This window comes from Geodermatophilus sp. URMC 60 (assembly GCF_053502585.1).
This window is the reverse complement of record NZ_CP199958.1, coordinates 1337392-1362778: the sequence shown is the minus strand read 5'-3', so window position 1 is coordinate 1362778 and position 25387 is coordinate 1337392. Positions and strand designations below refer to the sequence as shown.

Here is a 25387-nt window from a genome sequence, read left to right as displayed (position 1 = left end):
CCTCGTCGGGTGGGGGAGGACACCGTGGCACCAGGGACCGACAGTTCCCAGGGGCTCGGGGACGCCGGTCAGAACCGCCCGCCGCCGGAGCGGCCGCGGCTGCGCGAGCCGCCGAAGCTGCCCGGGCGGCGCCCGCCGCCGCGGGACCCGCCCCCGCCGCCGAAGGACCCCCCGCGGACACCGCCCCCGTAGGGGCCGCCGTAGCCGCCCGCGCCACCACCACCGCCGAAGAGGATCCCGCCGAGCACCAGGCTGCCGAGGTCCACACCGCCGCGGCCCCCGCCGTAGCCGCCGCCGAACCCGCCCGGCCCGTACCCGCCGCCGTAGCCACCAGGCCCGTAGCCACCGGGCCCGTACCCGCCGCCGCCCCACCCGGCCACGTCGGACTGCGCCCGCTGCAGGGCCTCGTGGGCCAGCGTGTCGGCCAGCTGGGCCTCCCGCAGCGCACCGACCGGGTCGGTGCGGCCCTGCGCGACCGCGAGGTCCAGGTGCCGCTGCGCCTCGGCCAGCCGGGTGCGGGCCTCCGGGCCGACGGCGCCGCGGCGGGTGCTGATGAAGTCGCCGGCGGCCGCGATGCCCGACCGGGCGGTGAGCAGCGACTGGTCCAGCGACGCCGCGGCCCGCCGGGCCCGCTGCTCGGCGTCCCGCGCCACGCCGAGCGCCTGCTCCAGCGCGATGTCGGCCTCCTCCAGCTGGCGGAGAGCGGCCATCGGGTCGGGCAGGCCGCCGTCCGCGGGGCGCAGGGCGGCGTCGGCCGCGGCCAGCGCTGCCTCTGCCCGGGCGACCTGGGGCCGCAACCCGCTGCCGCTGCCCCCGGCGACCAGTGCGCGGGCCTCGGCGAGGTCCTCCTCGGTCTCCGCGCGCACCTGCGCCACCCGGGCCTCGGCCGCCTGCAGGTCGGTGCCCAGCCGGGCGACGGCGTCCAGCAGCGTGCCGGTCTGGGCGAGGGCGTCCTCGGCGACCCGGATGTCCCCGACCGCGGCGCCCGAGCGCCCGGCCGCGATCTCGTCGCGCGCCTCGGCGATCTCCTGCTCGGCGGCGTCCAGCCGCGCCCGGGCCTGCGCCAGGTTGTCGGCGACCGGCGCCAGGGCGGCCGGGGCGTAGCGGCGCTGCAGGGCGGCGGAGCGCTCCTCCTCCGCGGGCAGCCGGCCGCGCAGCGCGGTCGCGCGGGAGGCCAGCGCCTCGAGGGCCTGCGGCGCGGTGCGCTCCAGGTCGCGGAGCCGGTCGAAGGCCTCGGCCTGCTCGTCGAGGCGGGCGTCGGCCGCGGCGGTCAGCTGGAGCATCTCGGCGAGCATCCGCCGCTTCGTCGGCTCGTCCTCGGGGTGCTCGTCGTCGAGCTGCTGGCGCAGCGAGAAGGCCCGGGCCAGGTCGTGCTCCGAGGCGGCCAGCGCCTCGGTGAAGCCCGCGACCGCCTCCTGGCCGTACTGCAGGCGGGCGTAGTCCAGGTCCAGCCGGGAGGTCTTGACCGCCTCGTCGAGCTCCAGCAGCGCCGTGCTGGCCTGCGCCTCCAGCTGCCCGGTGGGGACGCCGGCGTGCGGGTCGGGCCGCTCCAGCCGCTCGGTGGGCGGCAGGTCCTGCCGGCGCCGGCGGGACCGCGAGACCAGGTAGGCCCCGCCGGCGACCGCCGCGATGCCGCCCACCACCGCGACCGTGCCCAGCCCGCTGCCGGAGCCGCCGTTCCCGGGGTTCCCGCTCGCGGAGCCGCCGTCCCCGGCGAGCCCCTCGGCGAGCGCGATCGCCGCGCCGTCCCAGTCGTCCTGGGCGAGCAGCGGGTCGACGTCGGAGACCAGCAACCGGTCGATCACGTCGTCCGTCATCGGGAAGTCGTCGGGGACCCAGTAGCCGTAGCGCCGGTCGTCGACCGCGACGGCGAACAGGGCATCACCGCTGGTCAGGCCGGACGCCTCCGCGGTCGCCTGCGCCCACTGCCCCTGCCCGACCCCGTCGAAGGAGGAGACGTAGACGACGAACAGCTGGGTCCCGTCCGTGGACTGCAGCTCGTCGAGCGCACCCTCGACGCGGGACTCCTCCCCACCGTCGAGGACGTCGACGTCGTCGGTGAGCTGCGCCGGCACGTCGAACGGCGGCTCGGCCAGCGCCGGCCCCCCGCCGAGGAGGACCAGGGCGGCCAGCGGGACGAGGACGGCGGGCAGCCGGCGCACGGGGAGACCTCCGGGGGTTCGGGTGCGGCGACCCTACCCGCGCCGGCCCGTCTGACCCGTCGTCCTCATGGGTAGGGCCGGAAGCGGACGGGGACGTGCGCACCGCAGCGAGGAGCGGAGCGTCCCGTGAGCCCAGAGCCCGAGCCCCGTGGAGGACGCATGCCCGAGCCCGACCGGATCCCCGCCGCCGACCTGCCGCCGGGAACGGTCCGCCGCGTCGGCGACTGGGCCGTCGGCAACCGGGACGGCCGGTACTTCGCCGTCTCCCGGCGCTGCCGTCACCAGCTCGCCGACCTCTCCGAGGGCACGGTGGACGCCGACGGCTGCCTGGTCTGCCCGTGGCACCAGAGCCGCTACGACGTCCGGACCGGCGAGATGGTCGAGGGCCCGCACGGCTTCCTCGGCTACCACGGGCCGACGCCGGGCTACACCCAGTTCGTCCGCGCCTACGCCCGGGTGCTGCGGTTGCGGGTCCGCCGGGTGCTGCGCCGCGGGGACGACGTCGTCCTGGAGTGACGTCGTGCCGGGTGGGCCCGGGAGGCGGCCCCCCAGCAGGGTCCGGCCGCGAGCTCCCGAGTGACGGGGGCAGGAGGGTCCTCGTTCAGCGCCACTCGACCGGCTCGTCGAGGCCCTGGACCAGCGCGTCGCTCTCGATCGCCTCGGCGCCGGTGGCGCGCACCGTCACGCCCTGGGTGGCCGCGACCTCCTCCGGCGACTTCGGCGCGAGCACGCCGTCCCTGATCTCCTCGGCCCAGTGGCAGCTGACCAGGTGGCCCGGTGCGAGCTCGCGCAGCACCGGGGCCTCGTCGTCGCAGCGCGTCTCCTGCCGCCACGGGCAGCGCGTGTGGAACCGGCAGCCGCTCGGCGGGTCAGCAGGCGAGGGCAGGTCACCGGCGAGCAGGATCCGCTCGCGCCGCTCCTCCACCACCGGGTCGGGCACCGGGACGGCGCTCATCAGCGCGCGCGTGTAGGGGTGCAGCGGCTGGTCGTAGAGGGCGCCGGAGGGCGCCTGCTCGACCAGCGACCCGAGGTACATGACGCCGACGACGTCGCTGATGTGCCGCACCACCGCCAGGTCGTGCGCGATCACCAGGTAGGTCAGGCCCAGCCGCTGCTGCAGCTCCTCGAGCAGGTTGACCACCTGCGCCTGCACGCTGACGTCGAGCGCGGAGACCGGCTCGTCGGCGATCAGCAGGTCCGGCTCCAGCGAGATGGCGCGGGCGATGCCGATGCGCTGCCGCTGCCCGCCCGAGAACTCGTGCGGGTAGCGGCGCAGGGCCGCGGCGGGCAGCCCGACGGCGTCCAGCAGGTCGCGGACCCGCGCGGCGATGCCCGCCTTACCGCCGCCCAGCCCGTGCGCCCGCAGTGGCTCGGACAGCAGCGACTCGACGTCCTGCCGCGGGTCCAGGCTGCCCAGCGGGTCCTGGAACACCATCTGCATCCGCCGGCGCATGGTCCGCAGCGCCTCGCCCTTCAGCGAGGCGACGTCGGTGCCGTCGAAGAGCACCTGCCCGGCGGTGGGTTCGACCAGCCGCAGGACGGCGCGGCCTAGGGTCGACTTGCCGCAGCCGGACTCCCCCACCAGGCCGTAGGTGGTGCCGCGGTCGATGGCCAGGTCCACACCGTCGACGGCACGGACGTGACCGACGGTGCGGTCGAAGAACACCCCCCGCTTGATCGGGAAGTGCACCAGCAGGCCCTGGACCCGCAGCAGGGGCCCGCCGGCGGCGGTCACCGTGCGGCTCCCGAGGCGGTGGCCCCGGCGCGGGGCGGTGGGTACGTCAGCGGGTGCCGGCAGCGCAGCTCGCGGCCGGGCCCGTCGTACTCCAGTGGCACGGTGCTCCCCGCGACCTCGGTGAGGCAGTCGTCCTGGGCGTTGTCGCAGCGCGGCGCGAACGCGCAGCCCTCGGCCCACGGGATGGCGTCGCGGGCCGAGCCGCGGATCGGCGTGAGCGGGACCCCGCGGCCGGCATCCAGCCGGGGCACCGAGGCCAGCAGGCCGCCGGTGTAGGGCTGCCGGGGCCGGGCGAACAGGTCGTGCCGGTCGGCGGTCTCGATGATCCTCCCCGAGTACATGACGTGGACCCGGTCGCAGAGGCCGGCGACGACGCCGAGGTCGTGGGTGATCATCACCAGCGCCGTCCCGGTGTCGACGACGAGCTCGCGCAGCAGCTCCAGGATCTGCGCCTGGATGGTGACGTCGAGGGCCGTCGTCGGCTCGTCGGCGATGAGCAGCCGCGGCGAGCAGGCCAGCGCCATCGCGATCAGCGCCCGCTGCCGCATGCCGCCCGAGAGCTGGTGCGGGTACTCCTTGAGCCGCCGGGTGGGATCGGGGATGCCGACCCGGTCCAGCAGCTCGGCGGCCTCGGCGGCGGCCGCCTTCGCCCCCATGTCGCGGTGCTCGACCAGCACCTCGGTCACCTGGGTGCCGATCGGCACGGTGGGGTTGAGCGAGGACAGCGGGTCCTGGAACACCATCGCCATCTCGGCCCCGCGCAGCCGGCGCAGCGTCCGGTCCGGCGCCCCGAGCAGCTCCGTGCCGCCGAGCCGCACCGAGCCGCCGACCTGCACGCCGCGCCGAGGGAGCAGGCCCATGACCGCCAGTGAGGTCACCGACTTGCCGCAGCCGGACTCCCCCACCAGGCCGACGGTCTCCCCGGCCGCGACCGAGAAGCTGACGCCGTCGACGGCCCGGGTGGGCTGCTCGCCGCGCCGGGCGAAGGTGACCGACAGGTCCTCGACCTCGAGCACGGGGACGTCGGTGCGGACGGCGTCCTCCGGCGGCATCGCCTCGATGCTCACGACGTCCACTCCTCGACTCCGACCTCGTTCTGCTCCTCGGTCGCTGGCGCTCCCTGCGATGCTCGCTCGGGCGTCGTCATCGGGATCACCTCCGGAACTTCGGGTCGAGGGCCTCCCGCAGCGACTCCCCCAGCAGGGTGAAGCCGAGCGCGACGACGATGATGCAGAGCGCCGGCCAGATGGCCAGCCCCGGCCGGACGGACAGGAAGTCCTGCGCGGTGGACAGCATCGCGCCCCACTCCGGCCGGGCGATGTCCGGGTCGCCGAGGCCGAGGAAGGAGAGCGCGGCCGCCTCGATGATCGCCGTCGCCAGGGACAGCGTGCCCTGCACGATCACCGGTGAGAGCGAGTTGGGCAGCACGTGGCCGAAGACGATCCGGCCGCGCCTGACGCCCAGGGCGCGGGCCGCCAGCACGTAGTCGCTACCGCGCTGGGCGAGCATCGAGCCGCGCAGCAGCCGGGCGAAGACCGGCACCTGGGTGACCGCGATGGCGATCATCAGCGCGTACTGGTTCTGGCCCAGCAGCACCGAGATGCTGATCGCCATCAGCAGGCTGGGGATCGACAGGATGATGTCGATGAACCGCATGACCACGGTGTCGACCCAGCCACCGAAGGCGCCGGCCAGCACGCCCAGGGCCATCCCGACGACGGCGCCGAGCACCGTCGACACCACGCCGATGAGCAGCGACTGCCGCGAGCCGTAGACCAGCCGGGAGAGCAGGTCGCGGCCGAGCTGGTCCGCGCCGAGCGGGAAGCCCTCCTGCGGACCGGGGATGAACCCGGGGCGGACCTGGCTCAGCAGCGTCTGCGCCAGCGGGTCGCGCGGGGCCAGCCACGGGGCGAACGCGGCGACGAACAGGAACACCAGGACGATGACCGCGCCCAGGATCGCCACCGGGTTGCGCCGCAACCGGCGGAAGGCGCTCGTGACCAGCGACACCCCGCCCTCGCCCTCGGGCACCTGGCCGGCTCGGGCGGCGAGCTCGTCGATCCGCCGGCGCCGCACGTCCCCCATCGCGGTCACCGGCCCTGCCCCCGTCCGATTCGCGAGCTCATCGGCTGTGCCCACTGGTCCGTCTCCGCAGGGGTCGTCGGCTGTGCTGCTGCTCCGACTCGCCGGCTCATCGGCTGTGCTGCTGCTCCGACTCGCCGGCTCATCGGACGCGCACCCTCGGGTCGAGCAGGCCGTAGGAGATGTCGACCAGCAGGTTCACCAGGACGTAGACCACCGCCAGCATGAGGATGAAGCCCTGCAGGACGGCGAAGTCGCGGGTGAAGATCGCGTCGTAGATGGCCGACCCGACTCCCCCGAAGGCGAAGACGGTCTCGGTGAGCACCGCGCCGGACAGCAGCAGGCCGGTCTGCAGACCGATCGTCGTGGACACCGGCAGCAGCGCGTTGCGGATGACGTGCCGCCGGCGCACGGTGTCGGCCGACAGGCCCTTGGCGTTCGCCGTCCGGACGTAGTCCTCGTTGACCACGTCGAGGACCGAGGCCCGGGTGATCCGCACGATGATGGCCAGCGGGATGGTGCCGAGCGCGATCCCCGGCAGGACCAGGTGCAGGAGGGCGTCCCAGGCGGCGTCCCACTCGCGGGTCAGCAGGCCGTCGAGGACGTAGAAGTTCGTGATGTGCGTGGCGTCGATGCGCACTTCCTGGCGGCCCGACCCGGGCAGCCAGCCCAGCTCCACGGCGAACAGCAGCCGGAGCAGGTAGGCGAGGAAGAAGACCGGGATCGCCACGCCGAGCAGCGAGCCGATGACGGCGCCGGAGTCCAGCCAGCTGCCGTGCCGACGGGCGGCCAGGTAGCCGAGCGGGATGCCGACGCCGATGGCGAAGGCCATGGCGAACAGCGTCAGCTCGACGGTGCCCGGCATCCGTTCGAGGAACTCGGTGGTCACCGTGCGGCCGGTGCGGGACGACGTCCCGAAGTCGAGCTGGGCGGCGCGCCCCAGGAAGCGCAGGTACTGGACCCAGAGTGGCTGGTCGAGGCCGAAGAGCTCGTTGTAGCGGGCGATGGCCTCGGGCGTCGCCCGCTCCCCGAGGGCGGCCTGGGCCGGGCCGCCGGGCAGGGCGCGCAGCCAGGCGAAGAGCAGGACCGACAGGCCCAGCAGGATCGGGACGAGCTGCAGGAGCCGTCGGACGATGAAGCGGAGCACGGCGTGCGGGTCGTCCTTCCCTCGGTCAGGGGCCGGTCACGGCACCGTCCCCGCCGGCGGCCCGGAGGTCGCCGGCGGGGACGGGCGGAGGGTCACTCGCTGATGGAGACCGTGGAGAAGACCTCGGCGGTCAGCGGGCTGGGCTCCAGACCCGTGACGTTCTCCGCGACGACCAGCGCCGGCGGCGAGTGGGAGATCGGGACACCGGGCAGGTAGTCCATGATCAGCCGGTTCGCCTCCTGGTAGAGCGCGGTACGGGCGGCCGGGTCCGGCTCCTGGTCGGCACGGGCGAGCGCCTGGAAGATCTCCGGCGCGCTGAACGCACCGAACTCCGCCGACGCCTGGTTGTCCGACGCCTCGGCGAAGAAGGTGCCGATGAAGTTGTAGGCGTCGTTGTAGTCACCGGTCCACCCGAGCAGGTGGATGTCGGCCTGGCCGGACTGGACGGCGTTCAGGTAGTCCGGGTTCCACGGCAGCGCGACCGGCTCGATGGTGAAGCCGGCGTCGGTCAGGTTCTGGCTGATGACCTGGAACATCGCGGCCGGGTCCGGCAGGTAGGGGCGGCTGACCTCGGTCGGGTAGTAGAACCGCAGCGTCGTGCCCTCGGCCCCGGCCTCCTGCAGCAGCTGCCGCGCCCGGTCGGGGTCGTGGTCGTAGGTCGTGACGTCCTCGGCGTAGCCGTCGACGGTGGGCGGCATGAACTCGATGGCCGCCTCGGCACCCTCGGGGAGCAGCGAGCTGACGATCGTGTCGCGATCGATCGCGTGCGCGATGGCCTGCCGCACCCGCGGGTCCTGCAGCGCCGGGTTGGCGCTGGTGCCGGGGACGTTCCCGCCGTTGAAGCCCAGGTAGAGGATGTTGAACGGGTCGCGGACCAGGACCTGGTGGCCCTCGTCCTGCAGCGACTGGTAGTCCGCCGGCGCCACGAAGTCGTAGCCGTCGATCGAGCCGGCCTGCAGCTCCTGGCGGCGGGTGTTGCCGTCCGGGATGGTGCGGATGATGAGTTCGTCGAGCAGCGCCGGCTCGCCCCAGTAGTCCTCGTTGCGGACCAGGGTGACCTGACCGTTGCCGCGGTCCCAGCTCTCGAACCGGAAGGGCCCGGTGCCGGTCGGGTGCTCCAGGGCGTACTCGGGGTAGGCCAAGGCGTCCTCGGCACCGGACAGGTTGTCGGCGTCGTACTCCTGCAGGGCCGTCGGGCTCTGGATGGAGAACGCCGGCAGCGCCAGCGCGGCGGGGAACTTCGAGGTGACCTGGGTGAGCCGGATGACCGCGGTGTTCTCGTCGGTCGCCTCGCAGCTCTCGTAGATGCTCGGGGTGTCCGGCGTGCTGGCGAAGCCGCCGAAGACCGCCTGGTAGTAGTACGAGGCGCTCGGGCTGGTGGCCAGGCCCTCGAAGTTGTACCAGCGGTCGAAGTTGAAGCAGACCGCCTCGGCGTTGAACGGGGTGCCGTCGTGGAACTGGACGCCCTGCTGCAGGTTGAAGGTGTACTCCAGCCCGTCCTCGCTGACCTCCCAGTCCTCGGCCAGCTCGGGGACCGGGTCGGTGCCACCGAGCTCGTTGCCGAGCAGGCCCTCGAAGACCTGGCGGGAGACGCGGAAGGTCTCACCGTCGCTGCCGAACGCCGGGTCGAGCATCGCGGGGTCGCCGGTGGCGCCGAAGACCATGGTGCCGCCGGACCGGGCCTCACCACCGCCCTCCCCGCCGCCACCGGTGTCCCGGTCGCTCGAGGCACAGGCAGCCAGGGTGACTGCGGTGAGCGCGGCCGCCGAGGCGGCGAGCGCGCGTTGGGGACGACGCTGCATCGCGGAAGACCTGCCTTCTCGGCCCCCGTGGGCCGGATGAGTTCCCGACTTCGCGGCCGGAGGGCGCAAGCCCTCACGGACGTGGGTCGGACCCTAGGCGCGTCGTCCACGCCCCGGTGAGCCGGGGAGCCGCATCGACACCATCCTGTGACCTGGTATCGGGGCAGCTCAGGCGCGACTCCCGGACTGCCGGACGTGCGCACGGGAGGCGGCCCCTCTGCAGGGCACCACGCCGAGGTGGCGAGGCGTGCGGGGCAGAGGGGCCCTGCTTCAGGCGTCGATGCGGCGGCGACCCTCGAAGGCGCGGCCCAGCGTGACCTCGTCGGCGTACTCCAGGTCGCCGCCCACCGGCAGGCCGCTGGCCAGCCGCGAGACCGCCAGCCCGAGCGGGCCGACCAGGCGGGCCAGGTAGGCGGCGGTCGCCTCCCCCTCGAGGTTGGGGTCGGTGGCGATGATCAGCTCGGTCACCGCGCCGTTCATCAGCCGGGTCATCAGCTCCTTGACCCGCAGGTCGTCCGGGCCGACGCCCTCGATCGGGCTGATCGCGCCGCCGAGCACGTGGTAGCGGCCGCGGAACTCGCGGGTGCGCTCGATCGCGACGACGTCCTTGGGCTCCTCGACGACGCAGATGACGTCGTCACTGCGCCGCGGGTCGCGGCAGATGCGGCACTGCTCGCCCTCGGCGACGTTGTAGCAGGTGCTGCAGAACCGGACCTCGGCCTGCACGCGCTGCAGCGCCGCGACCAGCCGCCCGACGTCGGCCGACTCGGCCGCGAGCAGGTGGAAGGCGATGCGCTGAGCGCTCTTCGGCCCGACGCCGGGCAGCCGGCCGAGCTCGTCGATGAGGTCCTGGACGGCCCCCTCGTACACGGTGTCCCTCTCGTCAGGGGGTCCGCCGCGGCCCCTACAGGCCGGGCAGCCCCAGGCCGCCACCGAGGCCGCCGGCGAGCGGCCCCATGCGGCTGGCGGTGAGTTCGTTGACGGCGCGGGAGGCGTCGCGGAAGGCCGCGACGACCAGGTCCTGCAGGCTCTCGATGTCGTCGGGATCGACGGCCGCGGGTGCGATCGTCACCGCGGTGACCTCGCCCTGCCCGGTCATCGTGACGCTGACGAGGCCGCCGCCGGCCGTGCCGGTGACCTCCTCCTGCGCCAGCTGCTCCTGCGCTGCAGCCAGCTGCTGCTGCATCTGCTGCGCCTGCTCGAGCAGGCGTGCCATGTCGGGCTGGCCTCCGGGGAACATGACCCGAGGGTAGGCCGAGGGGGCGACAGGTGCGGGGACGTCGACGTCGTCAACCGGATGGTTGACAACACCGGCGCACGGGTCCACGCTTTTCCTCAACCGGACGGTTGAGGAAAGGAGTACACCTGATGGCCGCTGATCCACTCTCCCGGGTCTTCGCGGCCCTGGCCGATCCCACGCGACGCGACATGGTCGCCCGGCTGGCGGTCGCCGACGCCACCGTCGGGGAGCTCGCCGAGCCCTACGACGTCAGCGTCCAGGCCGTGTCCAAGCACCTGCGGGTGCTCGAGGACGCCGGTCTGGTCAGCCGCAGCCGCGACGCCCAGCGCCGGCCGGTGCACCTCGAAGCGGAGGTCTTCGACCTCATGACGAAGTGGATCGAGCGCTACCGGCGGCAGGCCGAGGAGCGCTACCGCCGTCTCGACGACGTCCTGGCGTCCATGCCGGACGACGTCTTTCCCACGCACCCCGCCGACGACCCGACTCCCCCTGGAGGGAACCCGTCATGAGCCGCACCACGCACGAGACGCGGATCGACGTCGATCCCGAGGTCCCCATGATCCGCATCACCCGCGAGTTCGACGCGCCGCCCGCGAAGGTGTTCCGCGCACACACCGACCCCGAGCTGGTCGCCCAGTGGATGGGCCCGCGGTCCACGCAGAACCGCGTCGACCAGTGGGACTGCCGCACCGGCGGCTCCTACCGGTACGTGTCCCTGCACGAGGGCCAGGAGTACGGCTTCCGCGGCTGCTTCCACGAGGTGCGGCCCGACGAGCTGATCGTGCAGACCTTCACCTACGAGGGCGATCCGGACGGCGTGGCCCTGGAGAAGCTCGTCCTCGAGGACCTGGGCGACGGCCGCACCCGGTTGACCGCGACGTCGCTGGTCGACTCCTTCGCCGGCCGGGACGCGTTCGTGGCCAGCGGCATGGAGGTCGGCGTCCGCGAGGGCTACGAGCGCCTCGACGAGGTCCTCGCCCGCGGCTAGGGACAGGACCCCTGGTCCCCTCGCAGGCTTGGGCGGCCCCCTGCAGGGTCCCGCAGCGAGCCTGCGAGTGGCGGGGGCAGGGGGTCCTTCGGGGCAGGGGGTCCTTCTACTTCACTCGATGGGGCGCGCGCCGAGGTGGGTCCGCAGCAGCGACAGCGCCGCCTGCTCCGGGTCGACCGCCGGCGCGGGTTCCCGGTCGCCTCCCGCGCCTTCGGCGGCCCGTTCGGCCATGAGCTCGCTCGCCTCGGCCGCCTCCGCGGCCCGCGCCGCCTCGCGGGCGGCCTCCGGGGAGACGGTGCGGCCGGGTGCGGGCTGGCCGGGGGCGTCGACGACGGTCTGCACCTTCCAGCGCACGCCGAGCAGCTCCTGCAGCGCCGTGCGGACGACGTCCTTGTTCAGGTCGTCGCCGAGCATCTTCGCCAGCGCCGGCGAGCTCATCGTCAGGGTCAGCGTGCCGTTGGCGACGTCGTGCACCTGCGCGGACTTCAGCAGCGCCTCGGTGGTCCGCTTGTGCCGGCGGACGACGGCCAGCAGCTCGGGCCACACCCGGCGGACGTCACCGGCGTCGAGGGCACCGTCGCCGGCCGGCTCGGGCGGGTTGGCCGTGACCACCGGCATCGGCTCGCTACCGCGCGGCGCCGGCGAGGACTCCGCAGCGGCCCGGGGTGCCGACGTCGCAGCCGGCCGGGGCTGTTCGAGCCGCGCCGCCGCGGCGGCGGCCGCGGCCGGCTGGGCGGGGTGCGGCCAGTCCTCGTCGTCGGTCGGTTCCGGCGGCAGCGGGATGTCCGGCTCCCCCACGGCGACCCGGGGCCGCCGCTCCTCGGCCGCGGCCGGAGCGGGGGTTGCCGGAGCGGGGGCAGCCGGAGCGGGGGCTGCTGGAGCAGGGCCTGCCGGAGCGGGGGCTGCCGGAGCGGGGGCGTTCGGGCGGGACGGCGCCCCGGAGCCGGGCGGGGTCGTCTCGGGCCAGCCGTCGTCGGCCGCGGTGGCGGGACGCGACGGGGCGCCCGACCCGGGCCTGGTGGTCTCCGGCCAGCCGTCGTCCCCCGGCGGGCGGGGCGCGGCCGGATCGGGCCGGGTGGGCTCGGCGCGCGCCGGCTCGGGCTCGGGCCGGGTGGGCTCGGCACGCGCCGGCTCGGCACGGGCGGGTTCGGGAGCGGGTCGTGGCGCCGGCTGCGCGGGCGCGCTCGGCGCCTGCGCGGCGGCCTGCGACCTGCGCACGAACTCGCGCACCGGGCGGGCCGGCTGCTCGGGAGCGGCGTCGGCCGGCTCCGGCCGGGCCTCACGCACCGGCGCGGTGGAGCCGACCGGCTCGGCCACCGGCCGGCCGGCGTGCTCACCGGCGATCGACAGCCGCCGTTCGAGGCGTTCCAATCGCTGCAGGGTGGCCGCCGCGGAGCCGTCGGTGCCGGGCAGCAGCATCCGGGCGCACACCAGCTCGAGCAGCAGCCGCGGGGCCGTCGTCCCCCGCATCTCGGTCAGGCCGGCGTGCACGGTGTCGGCCATCCGCGACAGCGTGGCCGAGCCCAGCGCCTGGGCCTGCGAGCTCATCAGGTCCAGCCGGTCGGGCGGGCAGTCCAGCAGGCCGTTGCCGCCGGCGTCCGGGACGGCGTCGAGCACGATCAGGTCGCGCAGCCGGTCGAGCAGGTCGGTGGCGAACCGGCGCGGGTCGTGCCCGGCCTCGACCACCCGGTCGACGGCGCGGAAGACGCCCGGCGCGTCGTGCGCGGCGAGCGCGTCGATCGTCTCGTCGAGCAGCGCGTCGTCGGTGACGCCCAGCAGGGCGACGGCGTCCTTGTAGGTGACACCGCCGGAGCCCGCACCGGCGAGCAGCTGGTCGAGGATGGACAGCGAGTCGCGGACCGAGCCGCCGCCGGCGCGCACGACCAGCGGGAAGACCGTCTGCTCGACCTGCACGCCCTCGGCGGTGCAGGTCTTCTCCAGCAAGCCGCGCAGCGTCGTCGGCGGCACCAGGCGGAACGGGTAGTGGTGCGTGCGCGAGCGGATGGTGGGCAGCACCTTGTCCGGCTCGGTGGTCGCGAAGACGAAGACGAGGAACTCGGGCGGCTCCTCGACCACCTTGAGCAGGGCGTTGAAGCCCTGCGTGGTGACCATGTGCGCCTCGTCGACGATGTAGACCTTGTACTTGCTGTTCACCGGCGCGAAGAAGGCCCGCTCGCGCAGGTCGCGGGCGTCGTCGACACCGCCGTGGCTGGCCGCGTCGATCTCGATGACGTCGATCGAGCCGGGGCCGTCGGGCGCCAGCGACACGCAGGAGGTGCACACGCCGCAGGGGGTGGACGTCGGCCCCTGCTCGCAGTTCAGCGACCGGGCGAGGATCCGCGCCGAGGAGGTCTTGCCGCAGCCGCGCGGGCCGCTGAACAGGTAGGCGTGGTTGATCCGCCCGCCGTCGACGGCGTTGACCAGCGGGGCGGTCACGTGCTCCTGCCCGACCACCTCGGCAAAGGTCGCCGGGCGGTACTTCCGGTAGAGCGCCAGAGCCACGGCAGCAGGTTACGTGGACGGGCGGACGGGAACGGCGACCTCCGCCGCACTCCGTGGCCAGATCGGCGATGTCCCCCGGACACGGGCCCCTGAGCGTGCAGGACCGGCGATCTCGCCGAGGTCGGCCAGGGCCGGCAGACCCTCCCGGTTCTCCGGCGCGGCGATCGCGAGCCGGTCGCCCGACCGCCCGTGCAGGACCGCCACGAGCCCGGTCTCGCGCACCACCGGTCCCGGCTGGCGTCGCGGGGTCATCGGGCCTTGGCCATGCGCCGGATGCCCTCGATCAGGTCCTCGGTGGCGGTGGCCAGGGACAGCCGCACCCAGCCCTCGCCGCGCGGCCCGAAGGTCGTGCCCGGCGCCACGGCGACGTGGTGCTGTCGCAGCAGGTCCATCGCCCAGGTCGCGACGTCCCCGGAATTGCGGTCCCGGACGTCCACCCACAGGTAGAAGGCGCCCTCGGGGGTCAGGTAGCCCATGCCCTGTGCGTCGAGCTGGGCCAGTGCGAGGTCCCGCCGCTCCCGGTAGGCCGCCCTCATCATCGCCACCGCGTCCTGCGGACCGCGCAGCGCGGCGAGCGCCGCCGCTTGGGCCGGGGCGTTCACGCAGGCCAGCATCGGCTCCTGGAGCTTGGCGGACTGCCGCGCCACCTCCTCGGTGGTGATCAGGTAGCCGACCCGCAGGCCCGTCATGGCGTAGGTCTTGGAGAAGCTGAACGCGCTCAGCACCCGGCCGTCGCGGTCGAACCGGCCAGGGCTGACGTGCGGCTGCCCGAAGGTGAGCGCGTCGTAGCACTCGTCGGAGAGCAGCCACAGGTCGTGGCCCTCGGCCAGCCGGACCAGCGCCTCGACGTCCGTGGCCGGCAGCACCGTGCCCAGCGGGTTGGACGGCGTGTTGACCACCAGCACCCGGGTCCGCTCGGTGACCAGCCGGGCGAGCTCGACGGGGTCGGGACGGAAGCCGTTCTCCGGCCGCAGCGGGTAGCGCACCGGCACGGCCTGCAGCAACTGCACGCCCATGGCGTAGTTCGGCCAGCCGGGATCCGGGATCAGCACCTCGTCGCCCGCGCTGAGCGTGAGCGAGAGGGCGTTGTGCAGCGCCTGCGCACCGCCCGCCGACACCACCACCTGGCCCGCGGTGACGGCGAAGCCGTTGGCCGAGCTGACCTTCTCGGCGATCGCGACGCGCAGCGCGTCGATGCCGGCGTTGGGGACGTAGTGCGTCTCCCCCGCTGCGTAGGCCGCCCTCGCGGCCTCGACCACGTGGGCGGGCGACGGGAAGCTCGGTTCGCCCACGTGCAGCCCGATGACGGGGTCGGGCAGGCTCCACGCGAGGTCCATCACCTGTCGGATGCCGGAGCGGGGCATCGACTCCGCGCCGGGTGCCAGGGTGGGCATGTGCGGTCTCCTTCGGTGGATCAGGTGGCCGGACCGGTCAGCCGGGGGAACAGCGCACGGGCGGTGCCGCCGAGGACCCGTGCGAGCCCGCGCTCGTCGAGGTCGGGCAGCGCCGACGGCACCAGGCCGGGCAACGCGGCGTACCCCGGCACGTCGCTGGGCCAGGGGTGATCGGAGCCCCACAGCAGCCGCTGGGCGCCGTAGGCCGCCGCGAGCCGCCGGATGACGGGGAACAGGTCCGCGTAAGGGGGTCCACCGGTGGACAGCGCGTACTGACCGGAGACGAGCACGTACGTGCGCGGGGCGTCGGCGAGCCGGACGAGGCGCTGCACGAGCGGCTCGGGGAACGGGTCGTCGAAGCGGGGCCGCCGGTGCTCGTCGACCCACATGTCGTGCGGGCAGAACCCGAGGTGGTTGAGCACCACGGGCAGGTCGGGCAGGAGCCCCACGAGCTCCTCGAGGAGCCCGAGCTGCTCCGGCGGCAGGTAGCTCCAGAGCGGCAGCTGCTCCGCGGCCATCCACCGCAGCACCGGCAGGGCCGGGGAGTCGGCCACCGGCCGGCCGGGCTCGCCCAGCCAGCGGAACCGCAGGGCACCGAATGGCAGGCGTTCCCGTCGCACCCGCGCCGCGTCCACCGGGTCGACGCCGGCGGTGCCGAGCTCCGCCGCGTTGGCCACGGCCACGGCGGCGAACCGCCCTGGATGGGACTCGATCGCCTCGGCCACGTCGTCGTCGACGCCGTCCAGGGCCACGAGCACCGCCGCCTCCACGCCGGCGTCGGCCATGCGGGCCAGCAGGTCCTCGGCCGGGGCCTCCCGCTCCGCGGGAGCGAGCTCGTCGATGCCCCGGGGGGAGGCGGCGGCGGAGCGGAAGACGTGCGCGTGCGCGTCGACCGACCCGGGAACGGTCGGCCCGGCGTCGGTCACCGTCGCACCTTGGTCACGAACAGCGCGGCTGCCGCGAGGATCACCACGCCGCGGATGAGCTCGGTGAGAGTGGCGGGCAACTGAAGCAGCGTCACCGAGCTGCTGACCAGGGACAGCAGGAGTACGCCGCCCATGGTGCCGACGAGGCTGCCCCGACCGCCGAGCAGCGAGGTGCCGCCCAGTACGACGACGGTGATCGCCGACAGCTCCAGGCCCTGCCCCGCCGTCGGTGAGCCGATGGTGGCACGGGCGGCCAGCAGGATCCCGGCCAGCGCCGCGAGCACGCCGGCCAGGACGTAGGCGGTGACGAGGACCTTCGTCACCGGGACACCGTTGGACCGCGCCGCCGGCAGGTCGCCGCCGACGGCGTACAGCTGCCGCCCGAACGCCGTCCGGCCGAGGACGAAGGCCACTGCTGCGAGAGCCACCACGAGGACGGCGAAGGAGTAGGGCACCGGGCCGATCCGCTGGAGCGCGACCGAGGACAGCGCGCTGGTGACCTGCCCCGTCGGGGTGGTGCTGATCGTGAAGGCCGCGCCCTGGACGAGGTACAGGCTGGCCAACGTGACGATGAAGGGGGGCAGGCCCAACCGGGCGACGAGCAGCCCGTGGAACAGGCCGATGACCCCGCCCAGCAGGAGCATCCCGACCACCACCGGCACGGTCCGGATCGGGTACCCGTCGAGGAGGATGGCGGTGAGCAGGGCCGACAGCGTCGCGGTCGAGCCGACCGCGAGGTCGATCCCGCCGCTGAGCACGACGAGGTGCTGCCCCAGAGCGGCCAGCCCCAGGACGACCGTGGCGGTCAGCACGTTCGCGATGTTGGCCGGCGCCCAGAACCCGCCGGCGTCGGTGACGGTGAGGGCCACCACCGCGACCAGGACGACGATCCACACGGCCGCCCCCGTGCGCGTCAGGTCGGCGAGGGAATACCGCCGGGGACGGATCTCGAGGGCCGCTGTGGCGCTCACCGGGACGATCCCGCGGTGTCCAGGGCGATGTGCATGACGTTCTCCTCGTTGATCGCGTCCCCGGCCAGCTCGCCGGCGACCCCGCCCGCCCGGCACACCAGCACGCGGTGGGAGAGCCCGAGGACCTCCGGCAGGTCGCTGGAGACCATGACGACGGCCATCCCGTCGGCGGACAGCGCCGCGACCAGCCGGTAGATCTCCGCCTTCGCGCCGACGTCCACGCCGCGGGTCGGCTCGTCGAGGAGCAGCACGCGCGGGCTCCGGCGCAGCCACTTGGCGAGCACGACCTTCTGCTGGTTGCCGCCGGAGAGCTGCCAGGTGCCCTGCTCGGGGTCGGACGCCCGGATGCCGAGTCGGCTCTGCTCCTCGCGGAACACGTCCCGCTCCCGGCGGATGGACAGGAAGCCGCCGCGCAGCACCTGGCCGAGCGCGGCCAGGGTGGTGTTGGCCCGCACCGGCAGCGGGAGGACCAGCCCCTCGGTCTTGCGCTCCTCCGGTACGAGTGCGACGCCGGCCGCGATCGCCCGCCGCGTGCCGGTGGGCACCGGCCGGCCTGCGACCTCCACGGTCCCCGCCGCGCGCGGGTGCTCCCCGGCCAGGGAACGCAGCAACCGGCTCCGGCCCGAACCGACCATCCCCGCGACGCCGACGATCTCACCGGCGCGCACGTCGAGGTCCAGCGGCTCGGGGGCGCGGCTGCTGCTCGCCGGCACCAGCCCACGCACCCGCAGCACCACCTCGCCGGTCGGTTCCGGCAGCGGCGGGAAGACCGCGTCGACGTCGCGGCCGACCATCTCGCGGATGATCCGCGGGATGTCGTACTCCGCCGCCGGCCCTGTGGAGACGACCGCGCCGTCGCGCAGGACGGTCACGTCATCGGCCAGGTCCGTGACCTCCTCGAGCAGGTGGCTGATGTACACCACGGCCACGCCTTCGGCTGCCAGACCGCGGACGACGGTGAACAGGGCCTCCAGCTTGTCGCCGGAGAGCACCGCCGAGGGCTCGTCGAGGACGATGACCCGGCTGCGGCGAACCAGCGCGCGGGCGATCTCCACCAGCTGCCGGTTGGCCAGGGACAGGTCCTCGGCCCGGGTCCGCGGGTCCAGGTCGCCGAGGCCCACCCGCGCCAACGCGGCTCGGACCTCCCGGTCCCGGGCCGCCCGGTCCAGCAGACCGCGGGAGGTGCGCTCCTGCCCGAGCATGACGTTGTCGGCCACGCTCATCGCCGGCAGGACGGTGAGCTCCTGGTAGACGGCGCTGATGCCCGCCGACATGGCCTCGCGCGGGCCGGCGAAGCGGACCGGTTCGCCGTCGAGCAGCACCTCGCCCTCGTCGGGGAGCTGGTTGCCGGTGAGGATGCGGACCAGCGTGGACTTGCCGGCCCCGTTCTCCCCGACGAGGGCGTGGACCCGACCGGGCCGACAGGTGAGGTCGGCCCGGTCGAGCGCCCGCACGCCGGGGAAGGACTTCGTCAGCCCCCGGGCCTGCAGGACCGCCGTGGAGGACGCCATGGGGTCAGCACAGCCCCAGTTCGCGGAGCTGCTCGTCCGGGAGCGAGGAGGGGACGAACAGGTTGTCGGTGCACTCGGGCCGCACGTACTCGTCGATCTGCTCGTGCGTGAAGCTCGGGCTGTTGATGTAGACCTTGTCCAGCACCGGCTCGCCCGCGAGGGCCGCCATGGCGGTGTCGAGGCACTCCATGCTCTGCTCCGGCGGGAACGACGACAGCGCGAACCGGACGTCGGTCCCCTGGACGGCCTTGAGGAACGCGTTGATCGCGTCACCGGTCACCGGCGGGACCGGGCGGCCGGCCTCCTGGTAGGCCTGCACGACGCCGAGGTCGCCGTAGCCCGAGTCCGACCAGATGCCGTCGAGGTCGGGGTACTGGGTGACGAGATTGGCCGCCACCTGCTTGGCCACGGTCGGCGACCACTCGGTGTACTGCTCGGTCACCACCTCGATGCCCGGGTACTTCGCGAAGACCGCGAGCGCGGCGGCCTTCTGGTACTCGGCCGTGGGGACGCCGGCCAGGCCGCTGAGGACGGCCACCTGCCCCTCGCCGCCGAGCTGCTGGACGAGCCACTCGGCGTAGGCCGACCCGAGCAGCTCGTACTGGCGGGTGACGGTCGAGACCACGCTGCTGCTGTCGCTGAGCCGGCCGGCGCACAGGACGACCGGGATGCCCTGGCCGGCGGCGGCCTGCACCTGACCGGTGATCCCGTCGCCCATCGGCACCACGACGAGCGCGTCGGGGTCCTGCGAGGCCAGCTGCTGGATGTTGTCCACCTGGGCGGTCGCGTCACCGTTCGCGGAGGCGTAGAGGACCTCCACACCCAGTTCCTCCGCGCGCTGCCGGAACGCCTCCTCGTTGGTCAGGCCCCAGGAGTTGGTGGGTCCCTGGGCGGCGAAGGCGATCCGGTAGGTCTCGCCGTTCTTCGGCTCGGCGGCCCACTCGGAGGTGTCGACCTCGCAGACCTGCTCCTCGGTGGGCTCCAGGTTCTCCAGCCCCAGCTGCTGGGCGGTCTCGGTCCAGGCCTCCTCGTAGGACGCCTGGGTCTCCTCGGCGTTGGAGCACTCCTCGCCGCTCCCGCCCCCCTCCCCGCCACCGCCGGCAGCGGCCCCCTCCTGCTCGGTCCCGCACGCCGTCACGAGCACGGCCGCCAGACCGACGGCCAGCGGCAGGCGCAGCCGCCGCGAACGGCGCGAGGTGCTGATGCGTGTCCTCATCGCACTCCATCCCTCTGCTTGATCCGACGAGGGGACCGACCGGCCCACCCGCTGCCCTGGAGCCAGACGGCGAGCAGGATCACTGCGCCGCTCACCACCAGTTGCGCCCCCGCGCCCGCGCCGAGCTGGCGCAGCCAGGCCAGCAGGACCGCGAGGAGCGTCACGCCCACGACGGTCTGGCCGATGCGGCCACGTCCCCCGGTCAGGGCGATGCCACCGATGACCGCGGCGGCGACGGAGTTCAGGTCGAGGCTGCGGGACAGCCGCGCGTCCACGTAGCCGATGTAGCCGGCGTTGATCAGGCCGGCCAGGACGGCGAGCAGCCCCGAGGCGACGAAGCAGCCGGCGATGATCCACCGTGTCCGCACTCCGGACAGCGCGGTCGCCCGCTCGTTGGCGCCCGTGGCGTACAGCCGGCGCCCCAGTCCCGTCCTGCCGAGGACGACCCCGGCGACGACGGCCACGACCACGAAGACCCACAGCGGCACCGGGATCCCGAGCCAGCGGCCGGTGCCCAGCGGGGACATCCGCTCAGGGATGTTCCCGCTCGGGGCACCACGGGTCCACGCGGTGATCACGCCCTGCACCAGGACGAACGTGGCGAAGGTCGCGACGAACGCCGGCACCTGCCGGCGCACCACGAGCAGCCCGTTGAGGAGCCCCACCACGGCCCCGGCCGCGGTGGCGAGCAGGATCGCGACACCCAGCCGCTCGCCGTCCCCCCGGCTGTACTCGGCGATGACCACCGTGGTGAGGCCGACGACGGCCCCGATGGACAGGTCGATCCCGCCGACGAGCAGCACCAGCGTCTGGCCCACCGCGGTCACGCCGATGAGGCCGATCTGGAACAGCACCAGCTGCAACACGCCGGCGCTGTAGAAGCCCGGCGTGGTCACCGCTGCCAGCAGCAGGACCACGGCCAGCCCGGCCAGCGGGGCGAGCAGCGACAGGGCACGGCGCATCACGTCCCGCCCGGCCGATGCGCCGCCGCCGGCCGGCCCGACGGCCTCCGTCGGAGGCGCACCGGCGGTCACGGGCGGCCGTCCACGGCCGGCGCGTCCTCCGCCGCGCAGTACCGGCGGGTCAGGTCCTCGTACAGGTCCACGGACCGCCGGACGGCGGCGACCGAGACCCACTCGTCGGCACCGTGGGCCCGCCGCAGCAGGCCGGGGCCGAGCGCGGGGAGCGTGGCGATGCCCTGCCCCGCGTCGAACCAGGTGGCGTCGGTCGTCCCGGGGAAGACCGCCAGCGGCGGCGCGCTGCCCAGGACCCGGGCGCAGGCCGCCTGTGCCGCGCGGGCGACGGGGTGCCCGGCCGGGACGGCGGCCGGCGGCAGCCAGTCGTTGGGCGCGGCGTCGTACTCCACCGCGAGGTCGGCCCCGGTCACACCGGCCACCCGGTCGGCCAGGCCGGTGAAGGCGGCGGTCACCGCGGTGCGATCCATCCCCGGCAGCAGCCGCACCTCGGTGTCGACGGCGATCCTGCCGGGGAGGACGCCGTAGCCGACGCCGCCGCGGTAGGTCATGCCGGTGTTGACGGTGGCGGCCCAGCCCTCCAGCTCGTCGACGTTGTGCGGGACGTCGAGGTCGAGCTCGTCGGCCACCGCCGTCACCAGGCGGGCGGCGTCCACCCCGGCGTTGCGGGTCCCGGGGGTGCCGGACAGGCTCGAGTGGCCCTGCCGGCCCCGGGCGATCAGGCGCAGCCGCGCGATCCCGCGGCTGACCAGGTGCACCCGGTCGAAGTCGGTCTCGATCCCCCCGGGCTCGCCGATGACGACGGCGTCGGCATCCAGGGGCCGGGTCCCGGCGACGTGGTGGGCACCGAACGTCGCGCCGTCCTCCTCGTCGGCGGTGAACAGCAGGGTGAGTCGACCTCGGGCGAGGGGGTCACGGGCCAGTCGGGCCGCGGCGATGAGCATGGCCGCGACCGCACCCTTCATGTCCGCCGACCCGAGGCCGTACAGGCGGTCGCCGACGAGGTCAGCGCCCAGGGGGTCGACCGTCCACCGGGCGTCACCGACCGGCTTGGTGTCCAGGTGCCCGGACAGCACCAGGTGCCGCCCCCCGGCGCCGAAGTCGAGCGTGAGGAGCACGTTCGGACGACCGGGGTCGAGCGCCAGGACCTCGGCGGCCGGCAGCCCGAGGGTGGGGAGGAGGTCGGTGACGGCGGCGGCCACGGCGCGCTCGTCCCCCGGCGGGTTGGGGCTCGGGGTGCGCACGAGCGTGCGCGCGAGCTCGACGACGTCCAGGACGTCCCCGGCCGGTCCGCCGGTCACTTGTACCGCCGAGCCCAGTCCTGCCCCTGCCAGGTCTGCAGCGTGACGGGGACCAGCCGGTAGAGCCACCGCGGCTTGTCCAGCGTGGGCTCCAGGTACTTCGGGCCGTTCTCACCCAGGTAGCGGGTGGCCATCCGCTCGGCCACCGCGACCCACTGGCCGCCGACGTTGGGACGCTCGACCAGCTCGGCCCGGCACTGGGCGACGACCTTGCGCTGCGCCCCCTCCTCGTCGACGGTGATCGCACAGCGCGGGTCGGCCTCGAGGTAGCGGCCCCAGGCCGCCCGCTCCCGCGGGACGACCCAGAAGGCCTCCCCGTCCCACTCCTGCCAGCAGGGGACCACGTAGGGCCAGCCGTTCTCGTCCAGGCAGGCAAGCCGGGCGATCTTCGGCTCGGCCAGGAACGCGGCGACCGCGTCCTCGCCCAGCCTGCCGACCGTGCCCCGCCAGCTCTCGTCCTCGCTCATCGCACGCTCCTCTCGGTGCCCGGGGCCGCCGGGCCGGTGGCCACGTCGTCAGGACCCGGGGTCGCGCCGAGCCGCCGGGACAGCTCGGAGGTCACCCGCACCACGTCCGACGCGAGTCGTCGCACGTCGTCGGTCGAGAACCGGTAGGCGGGGGCCGAGACGGACAGCCCCGCGACGACGGAGCCGGTGTGGTCCCGGACGGGGGCGGCGACGCAGCGCACCCCCTCCTCGTTCTCGATCTCGTCGACGGCGAAGCCGCGTTCCCGGACCCCACGCACCTGCCCCAGCACGGCCGCGGGGTCGGTGAGCGTGTTCTCCGTGCGCCGCTCCAAGGGCTCCACGAGCAGCTCCTCGACCCCCGCGTCGGTCAGCCCGGAGAGCAGGGCCTTGCCGATGCCGGTGCAGTGCAGGGGGTTCCGCGAGCCCGGTCGCGCCGCCGGTCGTACCGGCTTCGGGCTGTTCACCGCCGCCACGTAGAGCACCTGGGATCCGTCCAGGACGCCGAGGAAGCAGGTCTCGCCGCTGATCTCGACGAGCTCCTCCATGAGATCCGCGGCCTGCGCGCGCAGGTCGAGGCGGTCGAGGAAGGACTGACCCCACGACGCCACCCGGGGACCGAGCGTGTAGGCGCCGGTTCCGTCCACCCGGAGCACCTCGGCCCGGCACAGCACGTCGAGCAACCGCAGGGCCGTGGGTCGGGGGACCCCGCTCACCTGCACGAGGTCGACCAGCCGCAGGGGGCGGTCGCTGTCCGCGACGTGTTCGACGAGCGCCAGTCCCTTGACCAGGGCCTTGGCCGATCCCACAGCTGTGGACGCCGGGTCCAGTTCCGGCTTGGACACGGCGACCATTGTGATGACGATCACACCGGGCGCAAGGCCCGTGGCGCTGCTCCACCGTCACGGGCGGTCACGGGCACGCACGCCGCAGGGCTGGCAGGAGGTGGTCCACGGCCGGCCGCCGGCCGACCACTGCCCGGGGGCGACATCGGCGATCTCACACGGTCGCGCGCTCCGGAGCGGGCGGGACCGGCGACCTCGCCGCTGCGCCCGGACAGCAGAGGACCCCCCGCGCACCCGCCAGAGCCCGCTTATCCTTGCTGCCTTCCGGCCCTGGGGAGGTTCACAGGGTGACGCCACACGAGGGGTCTGCACCCACTGTAGAGGAAAGCCCGCGAGAGCCGGGCGCCCCCCTCGCTACCCTCTGCGCCATGACGCCCCGGCGCGCCCTCGTGCTGCCCCCGCCCCGCTCCTGACCCGGAGCACCGCGGGCTGACCTGATCCCGGCGCGAGCCGCCGGGACCCTGCGCCGTGCTCCGGACCGCCCCCTCCCGATCCGGATCCGCCAGGAGCGTCATGTCCACCCCCTCGACCGCCTCCACCGCCGCGCGCGGTTTCCCCCTCGTCGTCCTCGCCGCCCTCTGCTGGGGCACCGCCGGTGTCAGCGGCCGCATCGTGGCCGACCGCACCGACCTCGGCCCGCTCGACATCGCCTGGCACCGCATGGCCATCGGCGCCGTCGTCCTGCTCGCCGGGTACCTGCTCACCGGCCGTCGCCGTGAGCCGGCCGCCGTCCCGCTGACCCGCCCGCTCGCCGTCCGGCTGGCCCTGGTGGCCGCCGGGCTGGCCGGCTACCAGCTGGCCTACTTCGCCGCCGTGGCGACGGCCGGGGTCAGCGTCGCGACGCTCGTCGCGCTCGGCCTGGCGCCGCTGCTCATCGCCCTCGGGGGGACGGTGCTGGGCGCGGGCCGGCCCGACCGCGCCACCTCCACCGCGCTGGCCGTGGCGCTCGTCGGCCTGGTGCTGCTCGTCGGGTTGACCGCCGGTGCCTCGGCCGGGACGGCGGTGCTCCTGGGCGCGCTGCTCGCGTGCGGTTCGGCGCTGGGCTACGCGGTCGTCACGCTGGCCGGCGGGGACCTCCCGGCCGGCGTACCGGTGACCCTGGTCGGCTTCGGGGGTGGTGCGCTGCTGCTGACCCCGGTCGCCCTGGCCGCAGGTCTGGACCTCACCAGCGACCCCGTGGCGCTCGCGACGCTGCTCTACCTGGGGGCGGTCCCGAGCGCCGCGGCCTACGCGCTGTTCTTCCGCGGGCTGCAGACGGTGCCCGGCGCGGTCGCCGGGATCGTCACGCTGCTGGAGCCGGTGACGGCGACGGTGCTGGCCACGGCCTTCCTGGGCGAGCGACTGCCGCTGGGGGCGCTGGCCGGTGGGGTCCTGGTGCTGGCCGCGGTGGCCGGGCTCTACCTGCGGCGTCCGGCCGTGGCCGAGCGCGAGGCCGTTCCGGAGCCGCACGGCTGAGGGAGGGCATCCCTGCCCCCACCGCTCGCAAGCTGGCGGCGGGACCCTGCAGGGAGGCCGTCCCGGCGGAGGATGGGAGATTCGAACTCCCGAGGGGTTGCCCCCAACCCGCTTTCCAAGCGAGCGCCATAGGCCACTAGGCGAATCCTCCAACTACGCCCGCCAGGATACCGGGCCCCGCGCCGCGGGTCGTCCGCGGCTCCCGGTGCGGCGCGCCCGGCGGTGGCGGATCGGGTGGTTACGCCTCCGCCGGGTGGGGCACGCTGGACCGGACGCCGGGACACCGGCGCGCCGACGACAGGAGAGCTGCCCCCATGAGCGACACCGACCGGCTCCGGCCCGACGTCGTGGCGGCGATCGTGGCGGTCCTCAAGGGCGCCGACCCCTCCGAGCTGCCGGCCTCGGCGACCAAGGAGGAGAAGGACGCCGCCAAGGACCGGTACCTGTCGGAGTTCGTCGCCGAGCGCAGCAAGCGCGACCGGCAGACCCGCGCGTGGGAGCTGCTGCTGACCCGCAGCTACGACGAGCCCCCGACCTGGCAGCGCCTCTTCGACGACCTCTCCTCCGACGTGGTCGAGGAGCTCGGCGAGCTCTACGACGTCCTGCCCGCGGGCGCCCAGGAGGAGTACGCCCGCCGGTACGGCGTCCCCACGGGCGTCTGACCGGGGCCCC

Annotated in this window: 23 protein-coding genes, 1 tRNA gene and 1 other RNA gene; 5 read left to right on the top strand and 20 right to left on the bottom strand. The window is 74.6% G+C overall.

Annotation, left to right across the window (positions count from 1 at the left end):
• Positions 1-68 precede the first annotated feature (68 nt).
• The gene (locus tag ACWIX3_RS06510; protein WP_448611260.1) at positions 69-2162 is read right to left on the bottom strand and encodes a TPM domain-containing protein; all 2094 of its coding nucleotides are present in this window, start codon (positions 2160-2162) and stop codon (positions 69-71) included.
• A 159-nt stretch (positions 2163-2321) separates the two neighbouring features.
• Between ACWIX3_RS06510 and ACWIX3_RS06505 the strand changes: the two genes are divergently transcribed.
• The gene (locus ACWIX3_RS06505) at positions 2322-2678 is read left to right on the top strand and encodes a Rieske (2Fe-2S) protein (RefSeq protein WP_448611259.1); all 357 of its coding nucleotides are present in this window, start codon (positions 2322-2324) and stop codon (positions 2676-2678) included.
• Between the two features lie 85 nt (positions 2679-2763).
• On the opposite strand, the gene ACWIX3_RS06500 is transcribed toward ACWIX3_RS06505, so the two are convergent.
• The 7 genes from ACWIX3_RS06500 to ACWIX3_RS06470 all read right to left on the bottom strand — a co-directional run bounded on the left by ACWIX3_RS06500 (position 2764) and on the right by ACWIX3_RS06470 (position 10168).
• Entirely contained in the window at positions 2764-3897 is a 1134-nt protein-coding gene (locus tag ACWIX3_RS06500; RefSeq protein ID WP_448611258.1) for an ABC transporter ATP-binding protein, read from the bottom strand.
• Positions 3894-4964, bottom strand: coding sequence for an ABC transporter ATP-binding protein (locus ACWIX3_RS06495; protein ID WP_448611257.1), 1071 nt, complete (start codon positions 4962-4964; stop codon positions 3894-3896). The genes ACWIX3_RS06500 and ACWIX3_RS06495 overlap by 4 nt, the downstream gene beginning before the upstream one ends.
• 85 nt (positions 4965-5049) lie before the next feature.
• Positions 5050-5982 (bottom strand): ABC transporter permease, encoded by a 933-nt coding sequence (locus ACWIX3_RS06490; RefSeq protein WP_448612444.1) that lies wholly within the window; start codon positions 5980-5982, stop codon positions 5050-5052.
• 139 nt (positions 5983-6121) lie between these two features.
• A complete protein-coding gene (locus ACWIX3_RS06485) occupies positions 6122-7126 on the bottom strand; it encodes an ABC transporter permease (protein ID WP_448611256.1) in 1005 nt (334 codons plus the stop codon).
• 92 nt (positions 7127-7218) lie between these two features.
• Positions 7219-8928 (bottom strand): ABC transporter substrate-binding protein, encoded by a 1710-nt coding sequence (locus ACWIX3_RS06480; protein WP_448611255.1) that lies wholly within the window; start codon positions 8926-8928, stop codon positions 7219-7221.
• A 270-nt stretch (positions 8929-9198) separates the two neighbouring features.
• Positions 9199-9798: a recombination mediator RecR gene (gene recR, locus ACWIX3_RS06475; protein WP_448611254.1), complete on the bottom strand. Its 600-nt coding sequence runs from the start codon at positions 9796-9798 to the stop codon at positions 9199-9201.
• A gap of 34 nt (positions 9799-9832) precedes the next feature.
• Positions 9833-10168: a YbaB/EbfC family nucleoid-associated protein gene (locus ACWIX3_RS06470; RefSeq protein ID WP_448611253.1), complete on the bottom strand. Its 336-nt coding sequence runs from the start codon at positions 10166-10168 to the stop codon at positions 9833-9835.
• Positions 10169-10296: 128 nt separating this feature from the next.
• Between ACWIX3_RS06470 and ACWIX3_RS06465 the strand changes: the two genes are divergently transcribed.
• A complete protein-coding gene (locus ACWIX3_RS06465) occupies positions 10297-10677 on the top strand; it encodes a metalloregulator ArsR/SmtB family transcription factor (RefSeq protein WP_448611252.1) in 381 nt (126 codons plus the stop codon).
• Complete coding sequence (locus ACWIX3_RS06460) at positions 10674-11156, top strand: SRPBCC family protein (RefSeq protein ID WP_448611251.1); 483 nt, start codon at positions 10674-10676, stop codon at positions 11154-11156. The genes ACWIX3_RS06465 and ACWIX3_RS06460 overlap by 4 nt, the downstream gene beginning before the upstream one ends.
• Before the next feature lie 111 nt (positions 11157-11267).
• Here the strand turns inward: ACWIX3_RS06460 and ACWIX3_RS06455 are convergent, their stop codons facing one another.
• The 11 genes from ACWIX3_RS06455 to ffs form a co-directional block, all read right to left on the bottom strand.
• Positions 11268-13658 (bottom strand): DNA polymerase III subunit gamma and tau, encoded by a 2391-nt coding sequence (locus ACWIX3_RS06455; protein ID WP_448611250.1) that lies wholly within the window; start codon positions 13656-13658, stop codon positions 11268-11270.
• 248 nt (positions 13659-13906) lie between these two features.
• Entirely contained in the window at positions 13907-15052 is a 1146-nt protein-coding gene (locus ACWIX3_RS06450; protein WP_448611249.1) for a pyridoxal phosphate-dependent aminotransferase, read from the bottom strand.
• A gap of 20 nt (positions 15053-15072) precedes the next feature.
• On the bottom strand, positions 15073-15978 hold the full coding sequence (locus tag ACWIX3_RS06445) for an amidohydrolase family protein (RefSeq protein ID WP_448611248.1): 906 nt from the start codon (positions 15976-15978) through the stop codon (positions 15073-15075).
• A complete protein-coding gene (locus ACWIX3_RS06440; RefSeq protein ID WP_448611247.1) occupies positions 15975-16949 on the bottom strand; it encodes an ABC transporter permease in 975 nt (324 codons plus the stop codon). Before ACWIX3_RS06440 ends, ACWIX3_RS06445 begins: the two co-directional genes overlap by 4 nt.
• The gene (locus ACWIX3_RS06435; protein ID WP_448611246.1) at positions 16946-18460 is read right to left on the bottom strand and encodes a sugar ABC transporter ATP-binding protein; all 1515 of its coding nucleotides are present in this window, start codon (positions 18458-18460) and stop codon (positions 16946-16948) included. Before ACWIX3_RS06435 ends, ACWIX3_RS06440 begins: the two co-directional genes overlap by 4 nt.
• Positions 18461-18464: 4 nt before the next feature.
• Positions 18465-19676 (bottom strand): substrate-binding domain-containing protein, encoded by a 1212-nt coding sequence (locus ACWIX3_RS06430; protein ID WP_448611245.1) that lies wholly within the window; start codon positions 19674-19676, stop codon positions 18465-18467.
• Entirely contained in the window at positions 19673-20710 is a 1038-nt protein-coding gene (locus ACWIX3_RS06425) for an ABC transporter permease (protein ID WP_448611244.1), read from the bottom strand. Before ACWIX3_RS06425 ends, ACWIX3_RS06430 begins: the two co-directional genes overlap by 4 nt.
• On the bottom strand, positions 20707-21951 hold the full coding sequence (locus tag ACWIX3_RS06420) for a M20 family metallopeptidase (protein ID WP_448611243.1): 1245 nt from the start codon (positions 21949-21951) through the stop codon (positions 20707-20709). The genes ACWIX3_RS06425 and ACWIX3_RS06420 overlap by 4 nt, the downstream gene beginning before the upstream one ends.
• Entirely contained in the window at positions 21948-22418 is a 471-nt protein-coding gene (locus ACWIX3_RS06415) for a pyridoxamine 5'-phosphate oxidase family protein (RefSeq protein WP_448611242.1), read from the bottom strand. Before ACWIX3_RS06415 ends, ACWIX3_RS06420 begins: the two co-directional genes overlap by 4 nt.
• Positions 22415-23260, bottom strand: a complete 846-nt coding sequence (locus tag ACWIX3_RS06410; protein ID WP_448611241.1) for an IclR family transcriptional regulator — start codon at positions 23258-23260, stop codon at positions 22415-22417. Before ACWIX3_RS06410 ends, ACWIX3_RS06415 begins: the two co-directional genes overlap by 4 nt.
• 214 nt (positions 23261-23474) lie before the next feature.
• Positions 23475-23570, bottom strand: an RNA gene (gene ffs, locus ACWIX3_RS06405) — signal recognition particle sRNA small type.
• A 203-nt stretch (positions 23571-23773) separates the two neighbouring features.
• Here ffs and ACWIX3_RS06400 point away from each other — a divergent pair.
• Positions 23774-24715: a DMT family transporter gene (locus ACWIX3_RS06400; RefSeq protein WP_448611240.1), complete on the top strand. Its 942-nt coding sequence runs from the start codon at positions 23774-23776 to the stop codon at positions 24713-24715.
• 66 nt (positions 24716-24781) lie between these two features.
• Here ACWIX3_RS06400 and ACWIX3_RS06395 read toward each other — a convergent pair.
• Positions 24782-24866: transfer RNA gene (locus ACWIX3_RS06395), tRNA-Ser, on the bottom strand.
• Positions 24867-25029: 163 nt separating this feature from the next.
• On the opposite strand from ACWIX3_RS06395, the gene ACWIX3_RS06390 reads away from it, so the two are divergent.
• Entirely contained in the window at positions 25030-25377 is a 348-nt protein-coding gene (locus tag ACWIX3_RS06390) for a hypothetical protein (protein WP_448611239.1), read from the top strand.
• Positions 25378-25387: the final 10 nt, after the last annotated feature.